The following is a 19,444-nucleotide window of genomic DNA, read 5'->3' as shown; positions in this document are numbered from 1 at the left end:
CGGCCTCAGTGCAGGGTGCGCGGGACGGACAGCGTGAACGCCGGGATCGGCGCCGCGAAGCGGGTGCCGTCGTCCGCCAGCATGTCGTAGCTGCCGCGCATGGTGCCGATGTCGGTCTCCAGCACCGCGCCGGAGGTGTACTCGAAGCCCTCGCCCGGGCGCAGCCACGGCTGCTCGCCCACCACCCCCTCGCCCGTCACCTCGCGCACCTTGCCGTTGCCGTCGGTGATCAGCCAGTGGCGCCCCAGCAACCGCGCCGGCACCTTGCCCAGGTTGCGGATGTGGATGGTGTAGGCGAACACGTAGCGCCCTTCCTCCGGGGCCGACTGGTCGTCCAGGAAGCGGGCGTCCACGTCGATGTCGAACTGGTAATCGTTGCTGCTCATCGGCACATTCTAGCCGCGGCCGCCCGCACGCGGGGCGCGCGCGGCGGGCGCGCATCCGCGCTGCATGCGCAAGGCACGCGCGCAGGGTGGGCAAGCCGGGGGGCCGCGGGCGATAATCCGCCGCACGTGCCCGCCCGACCCGGCCCCGCGCCCATCGCCGCGCGACCGGCCTTCCCCTCCGCCCGGAACCCCGCATGGCCGAAGCCGTCCGCCACGACAAGACCGCGCGCCAGTTGCGCCTGCTCAGCGACGCGCTGGACAGCGGCCGCCTCGGGCCGGTGCGGCGGCTGGTCAACACCCTCTCGCCGGCGGAGATCGGCAACCTGCTGGAATCGCTGCCGCCGGGCAAGCGCTCGGTGGTGTGGGGGCTGGTGGACCCGGAGGACGACGGCGAGGTGCTGGTGCACGTCGGCGAGGAAGTGCGCGAGTCGCTGATCGCCGACATGGACGAGGACGAGCTGGTGGCCGCGGCCTCCGACCTCGACATCGACGACCTCGCCGACCTGGTGGAAGACCTGCCGGACACGGTGATCGAGGAAGTCCTCAAATCGATGGATCGCGAGAACCGCGAGCGCCTGGAGCAGGTGCTGTCCTACGAGGAGGGCACCGCCGGGCGCCTGATGAACCCGGACGTGGTGACCGTGCGCGCCGACACCACGGTGGACGTGGTGCTGCGCTACCTGCGCCTGCGCGGCGAGCTGCCCGACCACACCGACCACCTGTACGTGGTGAACCGCCGCCACCATCTGATCGGCTGGGTCGCGCTGCAGGACCTGGTGACCCACGACCCCGGCACCCCGATCAACCGCCTGATCGACGACGACCTCACCGCGATCAACGTCAACGAGCCCGCCGACGCGGTGGCGCGCAAGTTCTCCGACCACGACTGGATCTCCGCGCCGGTGGTGGACGAGAGCAACGTGCTGCTGGGCCGCATCACCATCGACGACGTGGTGGACATCATCCGCGAGCAGGCCGAGCACCAGGCGCTGTCCGCCGCCGGCCTCGACGAGGACGAGGACCTGTTCAGCCCGGTCTGGCGCGCCACTCGCCGGCGCATGCTGTGGCTGGGCATCAACCTCGCCACCGCGTTCCTGGCCGCCAGCGTGGTCGGTCAATTCGAGGAGACCATCCACGCCCTGACCGCGCTCGCGGTGCTGATGCCGATCGTGGCCGGCATGGGCGGCAACGCCGGCACCCAGGTGCTGGCGCTGATGGTGCGCGGCCTCGCGCTGGGCCAGGTGGGCGCCTCCAACATCCGCACCCTACTGTGGAAGGAGTCGCGGGTGGCGCTGCTCAACGGCCTGGGCCTGGGTCTGGTGCTGGCCCTGGTGGTGCTGCTGTGGTTCCACGACCTCGGCCTGTCGCTGGTGATCGCCATCGCCCTCACCTGCAACCTGCTGTTCGCGGCGCTGGCCGGCGTGCTGGTGCCGGTGACCCTCAAGCGGATGGGCTACGACCCCGCGCTGGCCAGCAGCATCTTCCTCACCACCGTCACCGACGTGATGGGCTTCTTCACCTTCCTCGGCCTGGCCACGGTGCTGCTGCTGCGCTGAGTGGGCGTATCCAATACCGGCAGGCCCAGGCGATGGAGCGCGGGCTGTAGAAGCAGCGCGCCGGCGCGCCCTCCGCGACCGGCTTTCTCTGCAAGAGGAAACGCCCGGCCTGCGCCGGGCGTTTCCTTGCGTGGCTGGCGCTGGATTCAGCGCTTTGGCGCCACGCCCAGCTCCTGCAGCAGCTGCGGCGCCGGCATCACCTCCTGCATGATCCAGCGCATGTAGCGCTGGTCCACCGAGATCATGCGGGTGATCACCGGGTCGAACACCCAGTTGCTGGCCACCGACTCCAGGGTGCCGTCGAACGCCAGCCCCACCAGGCGGCCGTGCGCGTCCAGCACCGGCGAGCCGGAATTGCCGCCGGTGATGTCGAGGTCGGCCAGGAAGTTGACCGGCACGGTGCCCAGCGCCGCATCCGCCAGCCCGCCGTAGCGCTTGGCCGCCACCGCGTCCAGCAGCGCCTTCGGGTTGTCGAACGGCTCGGCGCCGGTTTCCTTCGCCGCCACTTCCTCGAGCTTGGTGAACGGGGTATACACCTTGCCGTCCAGCCCGGTGTAGCCCTTCACGTGGCCGAAGGTGATGCGCAGCGAGGAATTGGCGTCCGGGTACACGAACTGGCCCTTGCTGCGCTTGTAGTCGGCGATCGCCTGCAGGTACAGCGGGCGCGCCTGCAGCGCGGTGCCGTACACGGCCTTCGCCTTCTCTTCCATCTGCAGCAGGGTCGGCATCACCGCCACCGCGTACTGGATGGCCGGATCATCGCTGGCCTCGAACGCGGCCTTGTCGGCATTGAACCACTTCAGGCGCGCATCGAGCTTGCCCAGCGCGCTGCCGTCCAGACGCGCCAGCGCGCGTTCGACGGCGGCCGCATCGCTGCCGCCCAGCCAGGCATCCACCGCGGCCACGCGCTGGTCGGCCGGCAGCGCCACGTAGCGGTCCAGCCAGTACTGCTGCAGCTGGCGGTCCATGGCCGGCACGTAGCGGCGCTCCATCTGCTTCAGGCCGCCCTCGATCACCGGCAGGTCGCGCTGCTGGTAGCCGGACTCGCGCTCGGCGTCGGGCTTCTGCTTCTCGAGCGCAAGTCGGTACAGGCTCACCGCCACCCCGACGGTGCCGGTGCGGTCGAAGCTGCCCAGCACCAGGTCGCGCTCCTGCGTACGCTTGCCGTCCTCGACCAGCTTCACCAGCGTGGCATGCGCGTCCAGCGCCGGCTTGCCGGCGGCGCCGCGCTTGCGCAGCCAGGCCAGCACGTCGGCCTCCTCGCGCTGCTTGATCGCCAGCACGCCGTTGCGCTTGAAGCCTTCCAGCTGGCCTGCGAAGTTCTTGCTGGTGTTGTTCCAGCCGGCCAGCGCGCTGGCGTACTTCACCGCGATGTCGGGGTTGCCCTTGGCTGCGGCCTCGACCAGCGCAATCTGGTCGTTGAACGCCTTGACGATCGCGGGATAGCGCCAGGCCTCGGTGTTCTGGAACTCGGCGGCCAGCGCATAGCGATCGGTGCGGCCCGGGTAGCCGGCCACCATCACGAAGTCGCCCTCACGCAGGGGCGTATCCGCGATCTTGAGCCAATGCTTCGGACGGTACGGCACGTTGTCCTTGCTGTACGCGGTCGGCTTGCCGTCCTTGCCGACGTAGGCGCGGTAGAACGAGAAATCGCCGGTGTGGCGCGGCCACATCCAGTTGTCGATGTCGCCGCCGAACTTGCCGACGCTGGACGGCGGCGCGTAGGCCAGGCGCACGTCCTTGATCTCGAGGTTCTTGAACAGGCGGTAGGTGTTGCCGCCCATGAAGCTGTACAGGCGGCAGCGGTAGCCCGGCTCGGCCTCGCAGTCGCCGGTGGCTTTCTTCTCGAACGCCTCCAGCGCATCCGCGCGCGCCACCGGGTCGTTGCCGGCGGCCGCCATCGCGGCCTTGGCCTGCGCAGTGACGTCGGTGATCGCCTCCAGCACGTAGATGCGCGCGTTCGGGCCGGCGGACAGCTCGTCAGCGGTGGTCGGCGCGTTGAAGCCGTCCTTGATCAGGTTCTTCTCCGGGGTGGAGTTGAGCTGGATCGCCCCGTAGGCGCAGTGGTGGTTGGTGGCCACCAGCCCGTTCGGGGACACGAAGCTCGCGGTGCAACCGCCCAGCGAGACCACCGCGCCCATCGGGTCGCCGGTGAGGTCGGCCAGCTGCTTCGGGTCCAGCTTCAGCCCGGCCTGCTTCAGCGGGCCGGCGATCTCCGGCAGCTGCTGCGGCACCCACATGCCTTCGCCGGCACTCGCCGTGCCCAGCCCTGCCACCGCCAGCGCCACCGCGGCGGCCATCATCGTCTTGCGCATGTCATCTCCCTCTCTCTGGTTCGTCTCTTGGTTGCGTGCCTTGCTTCCGCAGCCCGGCTCGGAGCGTCGTCGTGCCGGTGGTCGTTGTCGTTTTCTCGCGCCGCCTGGTGCTGGCGGCGCCGGTTCACTCGGCCGGCAGCTGCATCTCGCGCAGCAGGCGCGGCGCGGGGTACACCTTGGCCAGGATCCAGCGCAGGTAGCGCATGTCCACGTGGATCGCGCGCTTGTAGCGCGGGTCATACATCCAGCTGGCGCTGACCGCCTCCCAGTTGCTGTCGAAGTTCAGCCCGATCAGGCGTCCCTGCGCATCCAGCACCGGCGAGCCGGAGTTGCCGCCGGTGGTATCGAGGTTGGTCATGAAATCGACCGTCTGCGTCTTCAACTCCGGGTCGGCGGTGCTGCCGAAATCGCCCTTGGCGATCGCATCGCGCAGCGGCTTGGGCGCATCGAACGGCGCCTGGCCGGTGTGCTTCTCCACGATCCCCGCCACCGTGGTCAGCGGGCGGTAGTCGATGCCGTCGCGCGGCGAGAGCGGGCTGACCTTGCCGTAGCTCACGCGCAGGGTGGAATTGGCGTCCGGATACACCGCGCGGCCCTGCGTCTTGCGGTAGGCGATGAGAGTGCGCATATAGGCCGGGCGCAGCCGCAGCAGTTCGCCGGCGCGCTGCTTGGCCTGATCCTCCAGCCGCAGCAGGGCCGGCTGCAGGGTGGCGGCGGCGCGCAGCAGGGTGTCGTCGGAGGCGGCGAGCTGCGCGGCATCCTGGTGCAGAGCGGCCAACCGCACGCTCTCGTCGCCCAGCCGGGTACCCGCGTACAGCGCGTCCAGCCGCTGCGCGGCCTCGGCCTCGCTGGTGCCGAACACCGCATCGAACTCCGGCACCCGCTGCGCGGCGGGCAGCGCGAAATAGCGCTTCAGCGCATAGCGCAGGGTGGCCTTCTCCACCTCGGGATCGAAGCGCTTTTGCAACTGCTTCAGGCCGCCTTCGATCAGCGCCTCGTCGCGCTGCTGGTAGCCGGATTCACGCTGGGCATCCGGCTTGGTGCGCTCCAGCGCCAGTCGCTGCAATTGCACCGCCGCGCCCAGCAGGCCCGGGCGCAGGAACGGCAGGATGAAATCACGTGCGCGGGTGGCGTCCTGCGCATCCAGCTGCGCCTGCAGCGCGCGGATCCCGGCCTGCGCCGGCTTGTTGCCCGGCTGTCGCGCCAGCCAGGCCAGCATCGCCTCCTCGTCGGCGCGGCGCACGCGCACCGCGTCGCTGCGGCGCAGCCCGTCCAGCTCGCCCTGCGCGCGCTTGAGGTTGTTTTTCAGCGATGCCACGGTGGAGGCGTAGCGCACGCGTTTTTCGTCGCTGCCGGCGGTGGCCGCCTCGATGGTGCGGATCAACCCGTCCAGCATCTCCACCCGCGCCGGCAGCAGCCAGTCCACCTGGGTGGCGAACTCCGAGGCGGTGCGCAGGCGGAAGGTGACGCCAGGGTAGCCGGCCACCATTGCAAAATCCCCGGCCTTCACCGGCGCGGTGGACACCGGCAGCACCGCGGGCGGCACGTAGGGCACGTTATCCGGCGCGTACGCGGCCGGCTTGCCATCCTTGCCGACGTAGGCGCGGTAGAACGCGAAATCGCCGCTGTGGCGCGGCCACATGAAGTTGTCGATCTCATCACCATAGTTGCCGATCGCCTCCGGCGGCGCGTACACCAGCCGGATGTCTTTCAATTCCAGCTGCTTGATCAGGTAGAACTCGCTGCCGTAGTACATGTCGGCCACGCTGCAGCGGTGCCCGGCATCGCGCTCGCATTCGGCCACCGCGGCCTTCTTCGCGGCCTCCACCGCATCGAAGTAGGCGCGCCCGGTCTTGCCCCTGGCACCGGCCAGGATGCGCTCGGTGATCGGAGTGAAGCCGACCGTCACCCAGGCCCGCGCGGCCGGCCCGGCGGAGACCTCGTCGGCCATCGTGGCGGCGTTGAAGCCGTCCTTGATCAGGTTCTTCTCGGGCGTGGAGTTGAGCTGGATGGCGCCCATCGCGCAGTGGTGGTTGGTGACGATCAGCCCCTGCGGCGAGACGAAGCTGGCGGTGCAGCCGCCCAGCGAGATCACCGCCGCCAGCGGGTCGGCAGTGACGTCGGCCAGGGCCGCCGGATCGCCCTGGAACCCCGCGGCCTTCAGCTGCGCCGCCAGCTGCGGCAGTTGCGAGGGCATCCACATGCCTTCGTCGGCATGGGCGGCCCCGCCCGCGAGGGTCAGGGCCAGGGCGGCGGTCAGGCTGCGTTTGCGCATGGGTGGCTCTCCGGGACGGCAAACCCGTATTAGACCATCCCCGCCCGACGCCGGACCGTGCCCATGGTCAGGCCGGGGCGGCGCGGGGAACGGCGCTAAAATGGCGGCTTCCTCCGCACGGGTCACGCACATGTCGCAAGCCACCACCATGCGCGCGCTGGTCAAGCGCGAAGCCGCCAAGGGCATCTGGATGGAACAGGTGCCGGTCCCGGTGCCCGGCCCGAACGAAGTGCTGATCAAACTGGAGAAGACCGCGATCTGCGGCACCGACCTGCACATCTACCTGTGGGACGAGTGGAGCCAGCGCACCATCAAACCCGGGCTGGTGATCGGGCATGAGTTTGTCGGCCGCATCGCCGCCCTCGGCGCGGCCGTCACCGGCTACGAGGTCGGCCAGCGCGTCTCGGCCGAAGGCCACATCGTCTGCGGCCACTGCCGCAACTGCCGCGCCGGCCGCCAGCACCTGTGCCCGAACACCGTCGGCATCGGCGTTAACCGCAACGGCGCGTTCGCCGAATACATGGTGATGCCGGCCAGCAACCTGTGGCCGATCCCGGACCAGATCCCGTCCGAGCTGGCGGCGTTCTTCGACCCCTACGGCAACGCCGCGCACTGCGCGCTGGAGTTCGACGTGGTCGGCGAGGACGTGCTGATCACCGGCGCCGGCCCGATCGGCATCATCGCCGCCGGCATCTGCAAGCACATCGGTGCGCGCAACGTGGTCGTCACCGACGTCAACGACTACCGCCTGAAGCTGGCCGCCGACATGGGCGCGACCCGGGTGGTGAACGTGGCCAACACCTCGCTGAAGGACGTCATGGCCGACCTGCACATGGAAGGCTTCGACGTGGGGCTGGAGATGAGCGGCAACCCGCGCGCGTTCAACGACATGCTCGACTGCATGTACCACGGCGGCAAGATCGCCCTGCTCGGCATCCTGCCCAAGGGCGCCGGGGTGGACTGGGACAAGATCATCTTCAAGGGCCTCACCGTGCAGGGCATCTACGGCCGCAAGATGTACGAGACCTGGTACAAGATGACCCAGCTGGTGCTCTCCGGCTTCCCGCTGGGCAAGGTGCTGACCCACCAGCTGCCAATCGAGGAGTTCCAGAAGGGCTTCGACCTGATGGAACAAGGCAAGGCCGGCAAGATCGTGCTGAGCTGGAACTGACGAGACGGGTCGTGCATTGGGCGGCCGGGGCTGCCTGTGCACGACCATCGGCGGCATGGATGCCGCCGATGAGCCTACATGGATGTATTCACGGCGTGTCGGGCACAGGCAGCCCCGGCCGCCCAATGCGCACGGAACCCCCCATGTCCCTGACCCAACGCTACGCCGCCACCCTCGAGGAAATCCGCGCCGCCGGCCTGTTCAAGTCCGAGCGCATCATCACCAGCCCGCAGGCCGCCGAAATCCGGCTGGCCGACGGGCGTACGGTGCTGAACTTCTGTGCGAATAACTATCTGGGCCTGGCCGACCACCCGGACATCATCGCGGAGGCGAAGAAAGCGCTGGATACCCGCGGCTTCGGCATGGCCAGCGTGCGCTTCATCTGCGGCACCCAGGACCTGCACAAGCAGCTGGAACAGACCATCGCCGAGTTCTTCGGCACCGAGGACACCATCCTCTACGCCGCCTGCTTCGACGCCAATGGCGGCCTGTTCGAACCGCTGCTCGATGAGAACGACGCGATCATCTCCGATGCGCTCAACCACGCCTCGATCATCGACGGCGTGCGCCTGTGCAAAGCCCGCCGCTACCGCTACGCCAACTGCGACATGGCCGACCTCGAGACGCAGCTCAAGCAGGCCCGGGCCGACGGCGCGCGCACGATCATGATCACCACCGACGGCGTGTTCTCGATGGACGGCTTCATCGCGCCGCTGGACGAGATCACCGCGCTGGCCGCGAAGTACGGCGCCCTGGTGCACATCGACGAATGCCACGCCACCGGCTTCCTGGGCGCCACCGGCCGCGGCAGCGCCGAGGTGAAGGGCGTGCTGGACAAAATCGACATCTTCACCGGCACCCTCGGCAAGGCCATGGGCGGCGCGCTGGGCGGCTTCACCACCGCGAAGAAGGAGGTGATCGAACTGCTGCGCCAGCGCTCGCGCCCGTACCTGTTCTCGAACTCGCTGCCGCCGCACGTGGTGGCCGCCGGCATCAAGGCCTTCCAAATGCTCGCCTCCGCCGGCGAGCTGCGCGAGCGCCTGCGCGAGAACACCGCCTACTTCCGCGAGCGCATGGCCGCCGCCGGCTTCGACCTCAAGCCGGGCGTGCACCCGATCTGCCCGGTGATGCTGTACGACGCACCGCTGGCGCAGCGCTTCGCCGCGCGCCTGCTGGAGGAAGGCATCTACGCGATCGGGTTCTTCTTCCCGGTGGTGCCGAAGGGCCAGGCGCGCATTCGCACGCAGATTTCCGCGGCGCACACGCGCGAGCACCTCGATCGCGCGATCGACGCCTTCACCCGCATCGGCCGCGAACTGGGCGTGCTGAACGCCTGACGGCACAGCTGCCGCCGAGTGCGGCGATTTCCTCCGCGCGCAGTTCGCGCCACTGGCCCTTCGGTAGTTCACCTAGGGCCAGTGGCCCGATCGCCACCCGCACCAGCCGCAGCACGCCGATGTCGAATGCCGCCAGCAGGCGCCGGATGTGGCGGTTGCGGCCTTCATCGAGGCTGATTTCGAGCCAGGCGTTCTTCTCGCCACTGCGCAGCAGATGCGCCGATTCCGCACGCAGATGCTCGCCATCGACATCGGCCCCGCGCTGCAATGCGGCCAGGATCGCCGCATCGGGAATGCGGTCCACCTGCACGTGGTAGGTCTTGACCGGCCCGGTCGCCGGGTCGGTGATGCGCGCGGCCCACTGCGGATCGTTGCTGAACAGCAGCAGCCCCTCGCTGGCCTTGTCGAGCCGGCCGACCGGGGCGATCCAGCCCAGCTCCGCACCGTCGAAGCAGCGATAGACCGTGTCGCGGCCCCGCTCGTCGCGCGCGGTGGTGACCAGCCCGCGCGGCTTGTTGAGCATCAGGTAGCGCGGCAGCGCGGCGACCGGCTCGGCGCCATCGATGGCGATGCGCGCTGCCACGGCATCGACGGGATGTTCGGGATCGCGCACCACGCGTCCCTCCAGCCGGACCCGCCCTGCGCGCACCAGCCGTTCCGCTTCGCTGCGCGAGCACAGCCCGCGTTTGGACAGCACACGCGCCAGGCCATGCCGCGGCCCGCGCACGGAGCGGCTCACTTCTCCGGCGCGGCCGCGGCAGGCGCGGCGTCCGCGCCCGGTTCCTTCTTACCGACCACGCGCACGCCGCGTGCCTTCATCCAGGCATCGAACTCATCGGCCGTCATGCGCTTGCCGTTTTGGGTCATGTTGAAGCGCCAGGGCGTGTTGTCGAACGCGGTCTTGGGCGTGTAGGCCGCCGGATCGGGGGCGCCCTGCGCCACCACCGGCGCGGCCTTGCGCAGCATCGCGCGGCACCCGTCGATGCGGATGCGCGCCAGCACGTTGTCCACCGACAGCGCTTCGTCGAACGACTGCGCCAGCACGCCGTCGGCGCTGCCCAGCTGCGTCAGCGCGGGTGTAAGCTCCGCCGCCACCGGCGCCAGGACGCCCACGCGCACGGGCGTCGGAGCCGCCAGCTCCATCTGGCAGGCGTCGCCCGCGGCATGCGCCATCGCCGGCAGGAACAGCAGCGGCAGGACTTGAACGGCGCGAATCGACGGCATGGCGGATACTCCCCGGAAGACCGCGCACAGTGTAGGCCGCAGGCCGACGTGCCGGCAATGCGCGTATTCCCGGTCTGGCGCGCCAGCCTTACCGGCCACCGCCCAAAAACGAAGCCCGGCCAATGGCCGGGCTTCGCGTGAGCAGCGGACAGCCGAAATTACTGGCTGTTGAGCTCGGTGCGGCGGTTGATCTCGCTCTTGCAGGTCGGCAGCTTGTGCGTGCCCTTGTCCTCGAGCGGGCGGCTGAAGCCGTAGCCAACCGGGCCGGCCAGGCGCGAGGCGTCCACGCCGTTGCTGGTCAGGTAGTCGTACACGGTCTTGGCGCGACGCTCGGACAGCTTCTGGTTGTAGCCTTCCTTGCCGCACTGGTCGGTGTGGCCGGCCACTTCCACCTTCAGCTCCGGATAGCGCTTCAGGATCTCGACCGCCTCGTTCAGGATCGCCACGGCGTCCGGACGCAGGGTGGCCTTGTCGAAGTCGAAGTTGACGCCCTTCAGGTCGATCGAGACCGGCACCGGGCAACCATCCGGACCGATGGTCTGGCCGGGCTGCGAGTTCGGGCACTTGTCGTTGCAGTTGTTGACGCCGTCGCCGTCGTCATCCATGTCAGCGCAGGTCTTCGCCGGCTCCGGAGCGGGGGCCGGAGCGACCGGGGCAACCGGATCCGGGCCGAGGGCGTAGGTCATGCCAATCGACAGCAGCGCGTCGGTGAACAGATTCTGCTGGTTGCCGATGCGGGCCTGCTGATCGTCGAAATCGACGCGGGTGCCGACTTCCGTGCGCAGGTTCATGCGCCCGAAATCAAACTGCAGGCCGGCGCCCAGGTTCACGGCCAGATTCGAGGCCTTGTGGCGACCAGGGCTCGGCAGCGGAGCCGCGTTGTACTCCTCTTCGTGGCGCTGCCAGCCCAGGCCACCGCGCAGGTAGGGCCACATCTTGGCACCCGCATCACGGAAGTGGTAGCGCGCATCCAGCGAGATGCCGTACTGGCTCCAGTGGTAGTTCGGATTGATGTTCTTGTCAGGGTTCTGGTAGTTCAGCTCGGTATCCAGCGACACCCGCGGGGTCAGGAACTTGCCGAACCCGAGGGTGCCGAACAGCGCATCCTGGGTGCCGCGATCCTTGTCCTGGAAATTCACGCCGGTCGAACCCGACACGTACCAGCGATCATCGAACTCCTGGGCAGACGCGGCCTGCGCCAGACCCAGACCACCCAGCAGGGCAGCGCAGAGGAGTTTCTTGTTCATGCTTCAGCTCCTTGATTCAGTAAAGAAACTTGCGACGCAAAGGTGTTGGTGTTGCTGTGTATCGGTTATGTCCGCACACCACCCGCTTCGGGCCCGATGGGCAGGCGAAAGCGGGTTAACACTAACATAACTTCAGGCGCTTGCAAAACGCGTGAAGGCCACGCGGACGGGATGCGCATCACCCCATACGCAGCGGTATGCTTTGGCGATGACGACCGCCTACCCGCACCTGCTCGCTCCGCTCGACCTCGGCTTCACCACCCTGCGCAACCGGGTCCTGATGGGCTCGATGCACACCGGACTGGAAGACCATGCCCGCGACTTCCCGAAGCTCGCGGCCTATTTCGCCGAGCGCGCGGCCGGCGGGGTCGGCCTGATGGTGACCGGCGGCTTCGCACCCAACCTGCGCGGCTGGCTCAAGCCCTTCGCCGGACGCATGAGCCTGCCCTGGCACGTGCCCCGGCACCGCCAGGTGACCGCCGCGGTGCACGCGCACGGTGCCAAGATCTGCCTGCAGCTGCTGCATGCCGGGCGCTACGCCTACCACCCGCTGTCGGTGGCGCCGAGCGCGCTGAAAGCGCCGATCAATCCGTTCACCCCGCGCGCGCTCAGCCCGCGCGGCATCGAGCGCACCCTGCGCGATTTCGCCACTGCCGCCGCGCGCGCGCGCGAGGCCGGCTACGACGGGGTGGAGATCATGGGCTCGGAAGGCTACCTGCTGAACGAGTTCACCGTGCCGCGCACCAACCGCCGCAGCGACGCCTGGGGCGGCGATGTGCAGCGGCGCATGCGCTTCGCGGTAGAGATCGTCGAGCGCGTGCGCGAAGCCTGCGGCCCCGATTTCATCCTGATCTATCGCCTGTCGCTGCTGGATCTGGTCGAGGATGGCAACGACTGGCCGGCAATCGTGGCGCAGGCACGCGCGGTGGAAGCCGCCGGCGCAACCCTCATCAACACCGGCATCGGCTGGCACGAGGCACGCATCCCCACCATCGCCACCTCGGTGCCGCGCGCCGCGTTCACCGCGGTCACCGCCAAGCTGAAGCCACACGTGGCGCTGCCGCTGGTGGCGACCAACCGCATCAACATGCCAGACGTGGCCGAACGCGTGCTGGCGCAGGGCCATGCCGACCTGGTGTCGATGGCGCGCCCCCTCCTGGCCGATCCGCAGTGGGTCGAAAAGGCCCGGACCGGCCGCGCGCAGGCGATCAACACCTGCATCGCTTGCAACCAGGCCTGCCTGGATCATGTGTTCGAGAACAAGCGCGCCAGCTGCCTCGTCAACCCGCGCGCCTGTGCGGAAACCGAGCTGAACTATCGTCCGGCCCACACTCCCAAATCCATCGCGGTGGTCGGCGCCGGACCCGCCGGCCTCGCCTGCGCCAGCGTCGCTGCGGAGCGCGGGCACCGCGTGATGCTGTTCGACGCAGCCACGGACATCGGCGGCCAGTTCAACCTGGCCAAGCGCATCCCCGGCAAGGAAGAATTCCACGAGACCCTGCGCTACTTCGACCACCGTCTGGCGGACGCCGGGGTGGAACGGCGGCTAGGCACGCGGGTGGAGGTGGCGGATCTGGCGGGGTTCGACGAGGTCGTTGTCGCCACCGGGGTGACGCCGCGCCGGGTGAACTTCCCCGGCGCCGACGATCCGCGCGTGGTGGGCTACCTCGACGTGCTGGAAGGCCGGGTCACGGTGGGTGCGCGCGCCGCCATCATCGGGGCCGGCGGGATCGGGTTCGACGTGGCCGAGTTCCTGGCCGAGGCCGGGCACTCGCCCAGCCTGGACCCTGCACGCTGGATGGCCGAATGGGGCGTGGACCCGACCTTCGAAGCGGCCGGCGGGCTGGTGCCGGCGCAACCCGCGCCGCCGGCGCGCCAACTGTGGCTGTTGCAGCGCTCGCCCGGCAAGCCCGGTGCCCGCTTGGGCAAGACCACTGGCTGGATCCACCGCGCCACGCTCAAGGCCAAGGGCGTGCGGATGCTGGGAGGTGTGGAGTACCTCGGGATGGACGCGGCCGGGCTGCGCATCCGGGTGGACGGTGCCGAACAGGTGCTGGCGGTGGACCATGTGGTGGTCTGCGCCGGCCAGGAGCCGCGCCGCGACCTGTTCGATGCGTTGCAGGCGCAAGGCCGGCGCGCGCACCTGATCGGCGGCGCCAAGCTGGCGGCCGAACTGGACGCCAAGCGCGCGATCGACGAAGGCAGCCGGCTGGCGGCCGCGCTTTAGACCCGCGCCGGAATGCTGAACAAATCCACGGGAAATCAAGGGGTTCAATCCACTCGTTCAGCTGACGTTATGGAATCGACCCCTACCTTGCGCCGACTTTTGGCCTGAGCGGACGCACCCCCGCGTTCTGATCAGGTAAACCGGCACGCCGCCCGCCCATCCCGACCGATGCGGGCCGCGCGCCCGGGCAAAGGCCGCCATAGAGCAGCCGCCCTCCCCAGTACGCCATGACGCGACCGCGCGGCATCCGCTCCACCGATGCCCCGCCCCGCGCCGCAACGGAGCAAGGAGTACGACATGAAACTGGCGTGGATACTCTGGCTGTCGCACGTGCTGCCGCAGCCGGCCGCAGACTCGCTCTGCCTCTCCACCACCATCTATCTGGAAGCGCGCGACCAGTCCGCGCTGGGCCAGCAGGCCGTGGCCGAGGTGGCCCTGCGCCGCCGCGACAGCGGCCTCTGGGGCAACAACCTGTGCCAGGTGGTGACCGCGCGCAAGCAGTTCGCGCCCACCCTGCTGTCGCCGCAGACCCGGCTGTCCAACATCCAGGCCTGGACCGAGGCGGTCAGCGTGGCGCTGGATTCCCAGCGCAACTGGGCATTGCCCCGCGACCAGCGCAAGCTGGTGGTGCCGGGCGCCAGCCATTTCGCCGCGCATGCGATCGCCAACCCGGCCTGGGGCAGCGCGCTGCAGGTGGCCACCATCGGCGACCACACGTTCTACAAAGTGCAGAGCCTGAAGCCGCGCCGCGGTTGAACCGGCGCGCGCGGGCGCAGGCTCATTCCGAGTCGCCGCGCCCCTGCCACAGCCGCGCCATCTCCAGGTAGGTGAAGCTGGCCGACCAGGCGATCATCATCAGCCCGGCGATCGCCTCCATCCCGGCCATCACCCGCAGCGCACCGTCCGGCGAGATGTCGCCGAAGCTCACCGTGCTGTAAGCCATGGCCGAGAGATAGATCCCGTCGAACAGGGAAATGTCGGCCACGCCGCGCGCCAGGCCGATCCCGGGCAGTTGGTCCATGCCCCAGTAGGCGACGCCGTAGCAGGCGATCTCCAGCACGTGCAGGCCGAGCAGGGCGAAGATGATCGCCAGCATGGCCGAGCGGTGGCGGCGGTAGCGGCGGCCGCCGAAGCGGCGCGCCAGCCATTCCAGGCCGCGGTAGTGGATCAGGATCACCAGCGCGGTCACCAGCGCCGCGACTAGCGCGGCCAGCGCGTATCCGCCCAGGCCAGCCGCTGGCGACGCCGGGATCATCGCGCTCAGCGCTGGTCGATCGGCACGAAGACGCGGTCTTCCGGCCCGATGTAGTTCGCGGACGGGCGGATGATCTTGCCGTCGATGCGCTGCTCGATGATGTGGGCGCTCCAGCCGCTGGTGCGCGCGATCACGAACAGCGGGGTGAACATCGCGGTGGGCACGCCCATCATGTGGTAGCTGACCGCGCTGAACCAGTCGAGGTTCGGGAACATCTTCTTGATGTCCCACATCACCGCTTCCAGGCGCTCGGCGATGTCGAACATCTTCATGTTGCCCTGCTCGGCCGAGAGCTGGCGCGCCACTTCCTTGATCACCTTGTTGCGCGGGTCGGACACGGTATAGACCGGATGCCCGAAGCCGATGATGACCTCCTTGTTTTCGACCCGGCGGCGGATGTCGGCCTCCGCCTCGTCCGGCGTCTCGTAGCGCTTCTGCACCTCGAACGCGACCTCGTTGGCGCCGCCATGCTTGGGCCCGCGCAGCGCGCCGATCGCGCCGGCGATGCAGGAATGCATGTCGCTGCCGGTCCCCGCGATCACGCGCGCAGTGAAGGTGGACGCGTTGAACTCGTGCTCGGCGTACAGGATCAGCGAGGTATGCATCGCACGCACCCACGAAGCCGGCGGCGACGCGCCGTGCAGCAGGTGCAGGAAGTGGCCACCGATGGAATCGTCGTCGGTCTCGACGTCGATCACCCGGCCGTTGTGGCTGTAGTGGTACCAGTACAGCAGCATCGAGCCCAGCGAGGCCATCAGCTTGTCGGCGATGTCGCGCGCGCCCGGATGGTTGTGGTCGTCCTTCTCCGGCGCCACGCAGCCCAGCACCGACACGCCGGTGCGCATCACGTCCATCGGGTGCGCCGACGGCGGCAGCTCCTCCAGCGCCGCCTTGACCGCGGCCGGGATGCCGCGCAGCGCCTTCAGCTTGGCCTTGTAGGCAGCCAGCTCGGCGCGATTCGGCAGCTTGCCGTGCACCAGCAGGTGCGCGATCTCCTCGAACTCGCTGGTGGTCGCGAAATCGAGGATGTCGTAGCCGCGGTAATGCAGGTCGTTGCCGCTGCGGCCCACCGTGCACAGCGCGGTATTGCCGGCGGCGGTGCCGCTGAGGGCGACGGATTTCTTCGGCTTGAAGCCGGGGGTGGCGGTGTCGCTCATCGTCGTGCTCCTGGGAATTCCGTGTAGTTACTTCTTCGCCGCGAACAGCGCGTCGAGCTGCTGCTCGTAGGCGTGGTAGCCGATGCGGTCGTACAGCTCCTCGCGGGTCTGCATCGCATCGACCACGTTGCGCTGGTGGCCGTCACGCCGGATCGCTTCATAGACCCGCTCCGCGGCCTTGTTCGCGGCGCGGAAGGCGGACAGCGGGAACAGCTGGATCGCCACGCCGGCGCTGGCCAGCTCTTCGCGCGAAAACAGCGGGGTCTTGCCGAACTCGGTGATGTTGGCGAGCACCGGCACCCGCACCGCTTCGACGAAACGGCGGTAGGTGTCCAGATCGTAAGCGGCTTCCGCGAAGATGCCGTCGGCGCCCGCCTCGACGCAGGCAATGGCGCGCTCGATCGCCGCGTCCACGCCGTCCACCTGGATCGCATCGGTGCGCGCGATCAGGAAGAACCCGGCGTCGGTCTTGGCATCGGCCGCCGCCTTCACCCGGTCGACCATCTCGCCCTGCGGCACGATCTCCTTGCCCGGGCGATGCCCGCAGCGCTTGGCGCCCACCTGGTCCTCGATATGGCAGGCGGCGGCGCCGGCCTTGATCAGGCTCTTCACCGTGCGCGCGATGTTGAAGGCACTCGGGCCGAAGCCGGTGTCGATGTCCACCAGCAGCGGCAGGTCGCAGACATCGGTGATCCGGCGGGTATCCACCAGCACGTCCTCGAGCGTGTTGATGCCGAGGTCGGGCAGGCCCAGCGAGCCGGCCGCGACGCCACCGCCGGACAGGTAGATGGCGCGGTAGCCCGCGCGCTTGGCGAGCAGGGCATGGTTGGCATTGATGGCGCCGATGACCTGCAGCGGGGATTCTTCGGCGAGTGCGGCGCGGAAACGGGCGCCGGCGGAGGAAGCGTTCATGCGGGCTCCGGCAAAAAAGCCATTTTAGCCGATGCCGGCCGCGGCCCCGGGGCCACACTCACGCCGGGCCGCACACCCGGTTGCGCCCGCCCGCCTTCGCCCGGTACATCGCCGCATCCGCCGCGCTCGCCAGCGCCATCAGGTCGTGCATCGCGGCATCGCGCTGCGCGGCGCCGATGCTCACGGTCAGTGCGGCGTCCGCATCGCAATCGGCCAGCAGCCGCGCCGCCTGCACCCGCTGCCGGACGATCTCGCCCAGCGCACGGGCCTCGGGAAGCGCGACGGCCGGCAAGGCCACCACCAGCTCATCGCCGCCGTAGCGCGCGGCGATGCCCTGCCCGCCCACCACCGCCTGCAGCACCCCCGCTACGCCGCACAGCACCTCGTCGCCCACCTGGTGGCCGAAGCGGTCGTTGACCGCCTTGAACTCGTCGATATCCACCCACAGCAGGCTGTAGGGATGCCCGGCCTCCACGCAGTCCGCGAAGCGGCGGGCGGCCAGCAGCTCGAACTCGCGGCGGTTGTACAGCCCGGTCAGCGGGTCGTGCACGGCCATGCGCTCCAGCTCTTCCTGCAGCCGCTTGCGCTCGGTGATGTCCTGGCCAATGGCGATAGAGCCGACCTGGCCGCGCTCGTCGAAGAACCGGCGCTGGTTCCAGGCCATCGTCTTGACCTGGCCATCCTTGCACCGGATGTGGGTTTCGAAACCCTCGACCTCGGCGCCCTCGTCGAGGATCGCGCGCACGCGGCGCGCGATGTCGGCGCGATAGTCCGGATCCGGATACAGCCACTCCCAGACCGCATCGCCGCCGATCACCTCCTCGCGGCGGTAGCCGCTGATCTGCTCGGCGGCTTTGTTCCAGACCGTGATCCGCGCCTGTGCATCGAGCACGTTGAGCCAGATGTTGGCGTTGTCGATGATGCTCTCGCGGAACTGGTTGAGCAGGTCCAGGTCCTCGCGCTGGCGCTGCTGGCGCAGGCGGTGGGTGGCCTCGTCGCGCAGCAGGCGGTACAGCACGGCGTACAGCAGCACGGCGGTCGCCGCCACGTACAGCCAGCCCTTCCAGGTCTGCGCCCGGGTCAGCTGCACGGCGTCCTCGAACAGCGCCTCGACCACGCGGTCCGACCACAGGATCCACACCATGCCCAGCAGCAGGTAGACCAGCGCCACCAGCAGGGCCTTGTTGGCGGCCAGGCGCAGCAGGGCCGCGCCACCCCGCGCAGCCGTCGACACCGATCCGGGCGCCCCGTTTCCCATGCGCCTACTTAACGCCCACGTCCCCCCTGCCTGCAAGGGCAACGTCCAGACGCGGAAAAGGCGGCCAGCGGCCGCCTTTCCGGTACGTGCCGCGCGGGTGCGCGGGTCAGAGCAGGTGGGCGACGCCCGCGCGCTCTTCCTCCAGCTCGGCCAGGGTCTTGTCCATGCGCTCGCGGCTGAAGTCGTCGATCGGCAGGTCCTTGACGCGGGTGTATTCACCGTTCGCGCAGGTCACCGGCACGCCGTAGATGATGCCCTCCGGGATGCCGTAGCTGCCGTCCGAGGGCACGCCCATGGTGACCCACTTGCCGTTGGTGCCCAGCGCCCAGTCGCGCATGTGGTCGATCGCGGCGTTCGCCGCCGAGGCCGCCGAGGACAGCCCGCGCGCCTCGATGATGGCGGCGCCGCGCTTGCCCACCACCGGGATGAAGGTGTTGGCGTTCCAGTCGGCGTCGTTGATCTTGTCCTTCAGCGACACCCCACCGGCGGTGGCGAAGCGGTAGTCGGGGTACATGGTCGGGCTGTGGTTGCCCCACACCACCAGGTTCTCGATGTCGGCCACCGCCACCCCGGCCTTGGCCGCAAGCTGGCTGAGCGCGCGGTTGTGGTCCAGGCGCAGCATCGCGGTGAAGTTCTTCGCCGGCAGGTCGGGCGCGGACTTCATGGCGATGTAGGCATTGGTGTTGGCCGGGTTGCCCACCACCAGCACCTTGACGTTGCGGCTGGCGACCGCGTTCAGGGCCTTGCCCTGCACGGTGAAGATCTCGGCGTTCTTCAGCAGCAGGTCCTTGCGCTCCATGCCCGGGCCGCGCGGCATCGCGCCGACCAGCAGCGCGTAGTCGGCGTCCTTGAACGCGACCATCGGGTCGGAGGTCCCCACCATGCCCGCCAGCAGCGGGAAGGCGCAGTCCTCCAGCTCCATCATCACGCCCTTGAGCGCGGCCTGGGCCTTTTCCAGCGGCAGTTCCAGCATCTGCAGGATGACCGGCTGGTCCTTGCCCAGCATTTCGCCGGAGGCGATGCGGAACAGCAGGGCGTAGCCGATCTGGCCGGCAGCGCCGGTGACGGCGACTCGAACGGGGGCTTTCATGGGATGCTCCGTGGTGCGTTGGATGGGGATGACC

At 69.1% G+C, this 19,444-nt stretch carries 16 protein-coding genes; 5 read left to right on the top strand and 11 right to left on the bottom strand.

Features of this window, described 5'->3' with window-relative positions; genetic code table 11:
- Positions 1–5 precede the first annotated feature (5 nt).
- Positions 6–386: a Co2+/Mg2+ efflux protein ApaG gene (gene apaG, locus EDC34_RS05930; protein WP_114959660.1), complete on the bottom strand. Its 381-nt coding sequence runs from the start codon at positions 384–386 to the stop codon at positions 6–8.
- 194 nt (positions 387–580) lie between these two features.
- On the opposite strand from apaG, the gene mgtE reads away from it, so the two are divergent.
- Positions 581–1,942, top strand: coding sequence for a magnesium transporter (mgtE, locus tag EDC34_RS05925; RefSeq protein WP_114959661.1), 1,362 nt, complete (start codon positions 581–583; stop codon positions 1,940–1,942).
- Between the two features lie 146 nt (positions 1,943–2,088).
- On the opposite strand, the gene EDC34_RS05920 is transcribed toward mgtE, so the two are convergent.
- Together EDC34_RS05920 and EDC34_RS05915 are read right to left on the bottom strand one after the other, a co-directional pair.
- Positions 2,089–4,257, bottom strand: a complete 2,169-nt coding sequence (locus tag EDC34_RS05920) for a S46 family peptidase (protein ID WP_114959662.1) — start codon at positions 4,255–4,257, stop codon at positions 2,089–2,091.
- A gap of 124 nt (positions 4,258–4,381) precedes the next feature.
- Positions 4,382–6,532, bottom strand: coding sequence for a S46 family peptidase (locus EDC34_RS05915; protein WP_114959663.1), 2,151 nt, complete (start codon positions 6,530–6,532; stop codon positions 4,382–4,384).
- Between the two features lie 148 nt (positions 6,533–6,680).
- On the opposite strand from EDC34_RS05915, the gene tdh reads away from it, so the two are divergent.
- Both tdh and kbl read left to right on the top strand, forming a co-directional pair.
- Entirely contained in the window at positions 6,681–7,703 is a 1,023-nt protein-coding gene (gene tdh / locus EDC34_RS05910; RefSeq protein WP_114959858.1) for an L-threonine 3-dehydrogenase, read from the top strand.
- 125 nt (positions 7,704–7,828) lie between these two features.
- Positions 7,829–9,040 (top strand): glycine C-acetyltransferase, encoded by a 1,212-nt coding sequence (gene kbl, locus EDC34_RS05905; protein WP_114959664.1) that lies wholly within the window; start codon positions 7,829–7,831, stop codon positions 9,038–9,040.
- Here the strand turns inward: kbl and EDC34_RS05900 are convergent.
- The 3 genes from EDC34_RS05900 to EDC34_RS05890 all read right to left on the bottom strand — a co-directional run bounded on the left by EDC34_RS05900 (position 9,000) and on the right by EDC34_RS05890 (position 11,511).
- On the bottom strand, positions 9,000–9,779 hold the full coding sequence (locus EDC34_RS05900) for a pseudouridine synthase (RefSeq protein WP_114959665.1): 780 nt from the start codon (positions 9,777–9,779) through the stop codon (positions 9,000–9,002). The two genes, kbl and EDC34_RS05900, sit on opposite strands and share 41 nt — an antisense overlap.
- Positions 9,776–10,264: a hypothetical protein gene (locus EDC34_RS05895; RefSeq protein ID WP_114959666.1), complete on the bottom strand. Its 489-nt coding sequence runs from the start codon at positions 10,262–10,264 to the stop codon at positions 9,776–9,778. The genes EDC34_RS05900 and EDC34_RS05895 overlap by 4 nt, the downstream gene beginning before the upstream one ends.
- A 158-nt stretch (positions 10,265–10,422) precedes the next feature.
- Complete coding sequence (locus tag EDC34_RS05890; RefSeq protein ID WP_114959667.1) at positions 10,423–11,511, bottom strand: OmpA family protein; 1,089 nt, start codon at positions 11,509–11,511, stop codon at positions 10,423–10,425.
- Positions 11,512–11,719: 208 nt separating this feature from the next.
- Here EDC34_RS05890 and EDC34_RS05885 point away from each other — a divergent pair, with 208 nt between their 5' ends.
- Both EDC34_RS05885 and EDC34_RS05880 read left to right on the top strand, forming a co-directional pair.
- Complete coding sequence (locus tag EDC34_RS05885) at positions 11,720–13,738, top strand: NADPH-dependent 2,4-dienoyl-CoA reductase (protein ID WP_114959668.1); 2,019 nt, start codon at positions 11,720–11,722, stop codon at positions 13,736–13,738.
- Between the two features lie 297 nt (positions 13,739–14,035).
- Positions 14,036–14,494 carry a cell wall hydrolase gene (locus tag EDC34_RS05880; protein ID WP_114959859.1) on the top strand — a complete coding sequence of 153 codons (459 nt, stop codon included), beginning with the start codon at positions 14,036–14,038 and terminating at the stop codon, positions 14,492–14,494.
- 22 nt (positions 14,495–14,516) lie between these two features.
- Here the strand turns inward: EDC34_RS05880 and EDC34_RS05875 are convergent, their stop codons facing one another.
- The 5 genes from EDC34_RS05875 to EDC34_RS05855 form a co-directional block, all read right to left on the bottom strand.
- On the bottom strand, positions 14,517–14,993 hold the full coding sequence (locus EDC34_RS05875) for an ion channel (protein WP_114959669.1): 477 nt from the start codon (positions 14,991–14,993) through the stop codon (positions 14,517–14,519).
- 5 nt (positions 14,994–14,998) lie between these two features.
- A complete protein-coding gene (prpC, locus tag EDC34_RS05870) occupies positions 14,999–16,150 on the bottom strand; it encodes a bifunctional 2-methylcitrate synthase/citrate synthase (RefSeq protein ID WP_114959670.1) in 1,152 nt (383 codons plus the stop codon).
- Positions 16,151–16,177: 27 nt separating this feature from the next.
- On the bottom strand, positions 16,178–17,062 hold the full coding sequence (gene prpB, locus EDC34_RS05865) for a methylisocitrate lyase (RefSeq protein WP_114959671.1): 885 nt from the start codon (positions 17,060–17,062) through the stop codon (positions 16,178–16,180).
- A gap of 58 nt (positions 17,063–17,120) precedes the next feature.
- Entirely contained in the window at positions 17,121–18,296 is a 1,176-nt protein-coding gene (locus EDC34_RS05860) for a GGDEF domain-containing protein (protein ID WP_205388043.1), read from the bottom strand.
- Positions 18,297–18,426: 130 nt separating this feature from the next.
- Positions 18,427–19,410, bottom strand: a complete 984-nt coding sequence (locus EDC34_RS05855; RefSeq protein ID WP_114959673.1) for a malate dehydrogenase — start codon at positions 19,408–19,410, stop codon at positions 18,427–18,429.
- Between the last annotated feature and the right edge of the window lie 34 nt (positions 19,411–19,444).

The sequence above is a fragment of the Thermomonas haemolytica genome (genome assembly GCF_004346265.1).
Lineage (GTDB): Bacteria > Pseudomonadota > Gammaproteobacteria > Xanthomonadales > Xanthomonadaceae > Thermomonas > Thermomonas haemolytica.
The sequence above is the reverse complement of the archived record's forward strand: the minus strand, read 5'-3'. Positions and strand labels throughout refer to the sequence as shown.

Excerpts from the sequence above, each read along its gene's own strand:
- apaG (WP_114959660.1), bottom strand. The coding sequence starts at position 386 with ATGAGCAGCAACGATTACCAGTTCGACATCGACGTGGACGCCCGCTTC.
- mgtE (WP_114959661.1), top strand. The coding sequence starts at position 581 with ATGGCCGAAGCCGTCCGCCACGACAAGACCGCGCGCCAGTTGCGCCTG.
- EDC34_RS05920 (WP_114959662.1), bottom strand. The coding sequence starts at position 4,257 with ATGCGCAAGACGATGATGGCCGCCGCGGTGGCGCTGGCGGTGGCAGGG.
- EDC34_RS05915 (WP_114959663.1), bottom strand. The coding sequence starts at position 6,532 with ATGCGCAAACGCAGCCTGACCGCCGCCCTGGCCCTGACCCTCGCGGGC.
- tdh (WP_114959858.1), top strand. The coding sequence starts at position 6,681 with ATGCGCGCGCTGGTCAAGCGCGAAGCCGCCAAGGGCATCTGGATGGAA.
- kbl (WP_114959664.1), top strand. The coding sequence starts at position 7,829 with ATGCGCACGGAACCCCCCATGTCCCTGACCCAACGCTACGCCGCCACC.
- EDC34_RS05895 (WP_114959666.1), bottom strand. The coding sequence starts at position 10,264 with ATGCCGTCGATTCGCGCCGTTCAAGTCCTGCCGCTGCTGTTCCTGCCG.
- EDC34_RS05890 (WP_114959667.1), bottom strand. The coding sequence starts at position 11,511 with ATGAACAAGAAACTCCTCTGCGCTGCCCTGCTGGGTGGTCTGGGTCTG.
- EDC34_RS05885 (WP_114959668.1), top strand. The coding sequence starts at position 11,720 with ATGACGACCGCCTACCCGCACCTGCTCGCTCCGCTCGACCTCGGCTTC.
- EDC34_RS05880 (WP_114959859.1), top strand. The coding sequence starts at position 14,036 with ATGAAACTGGCGTGGATACTCTGGCTGTCGCACGTGCTGCCGCAGCCG.
- EDC34_RS05875 (WP_114959669.1), bottom strand. The coding sequence starts at position 14,993 with ATGATCCCGGCGTCGCCAGCGGCTGGCCTGGGCGGATACGCGCTGGCC.
- prpC (WP_114959670.1), bottom strand. The coding sequence starts at position 16,150 with ATGAGCGACACCGCCACCCCCGGCTTCAAGCCGAAGAAATCCGTCGCC.
- prpB (WP_114959671.1), bottom strand. The coding sequence starts at position 17,062 with ATGAACGCTTCCTCCGCCGGCGCCCGTTTCCGCGCCGCACTCGCCGAA.
- EDC34_RS05855 (WP_114959673.1), bottom strand. The coding sequence starts at position 19,410 with ATGAAAGCCCCCGTTCGAGTCGCCGTCACCGGCGCTGCCGGCCAGATC.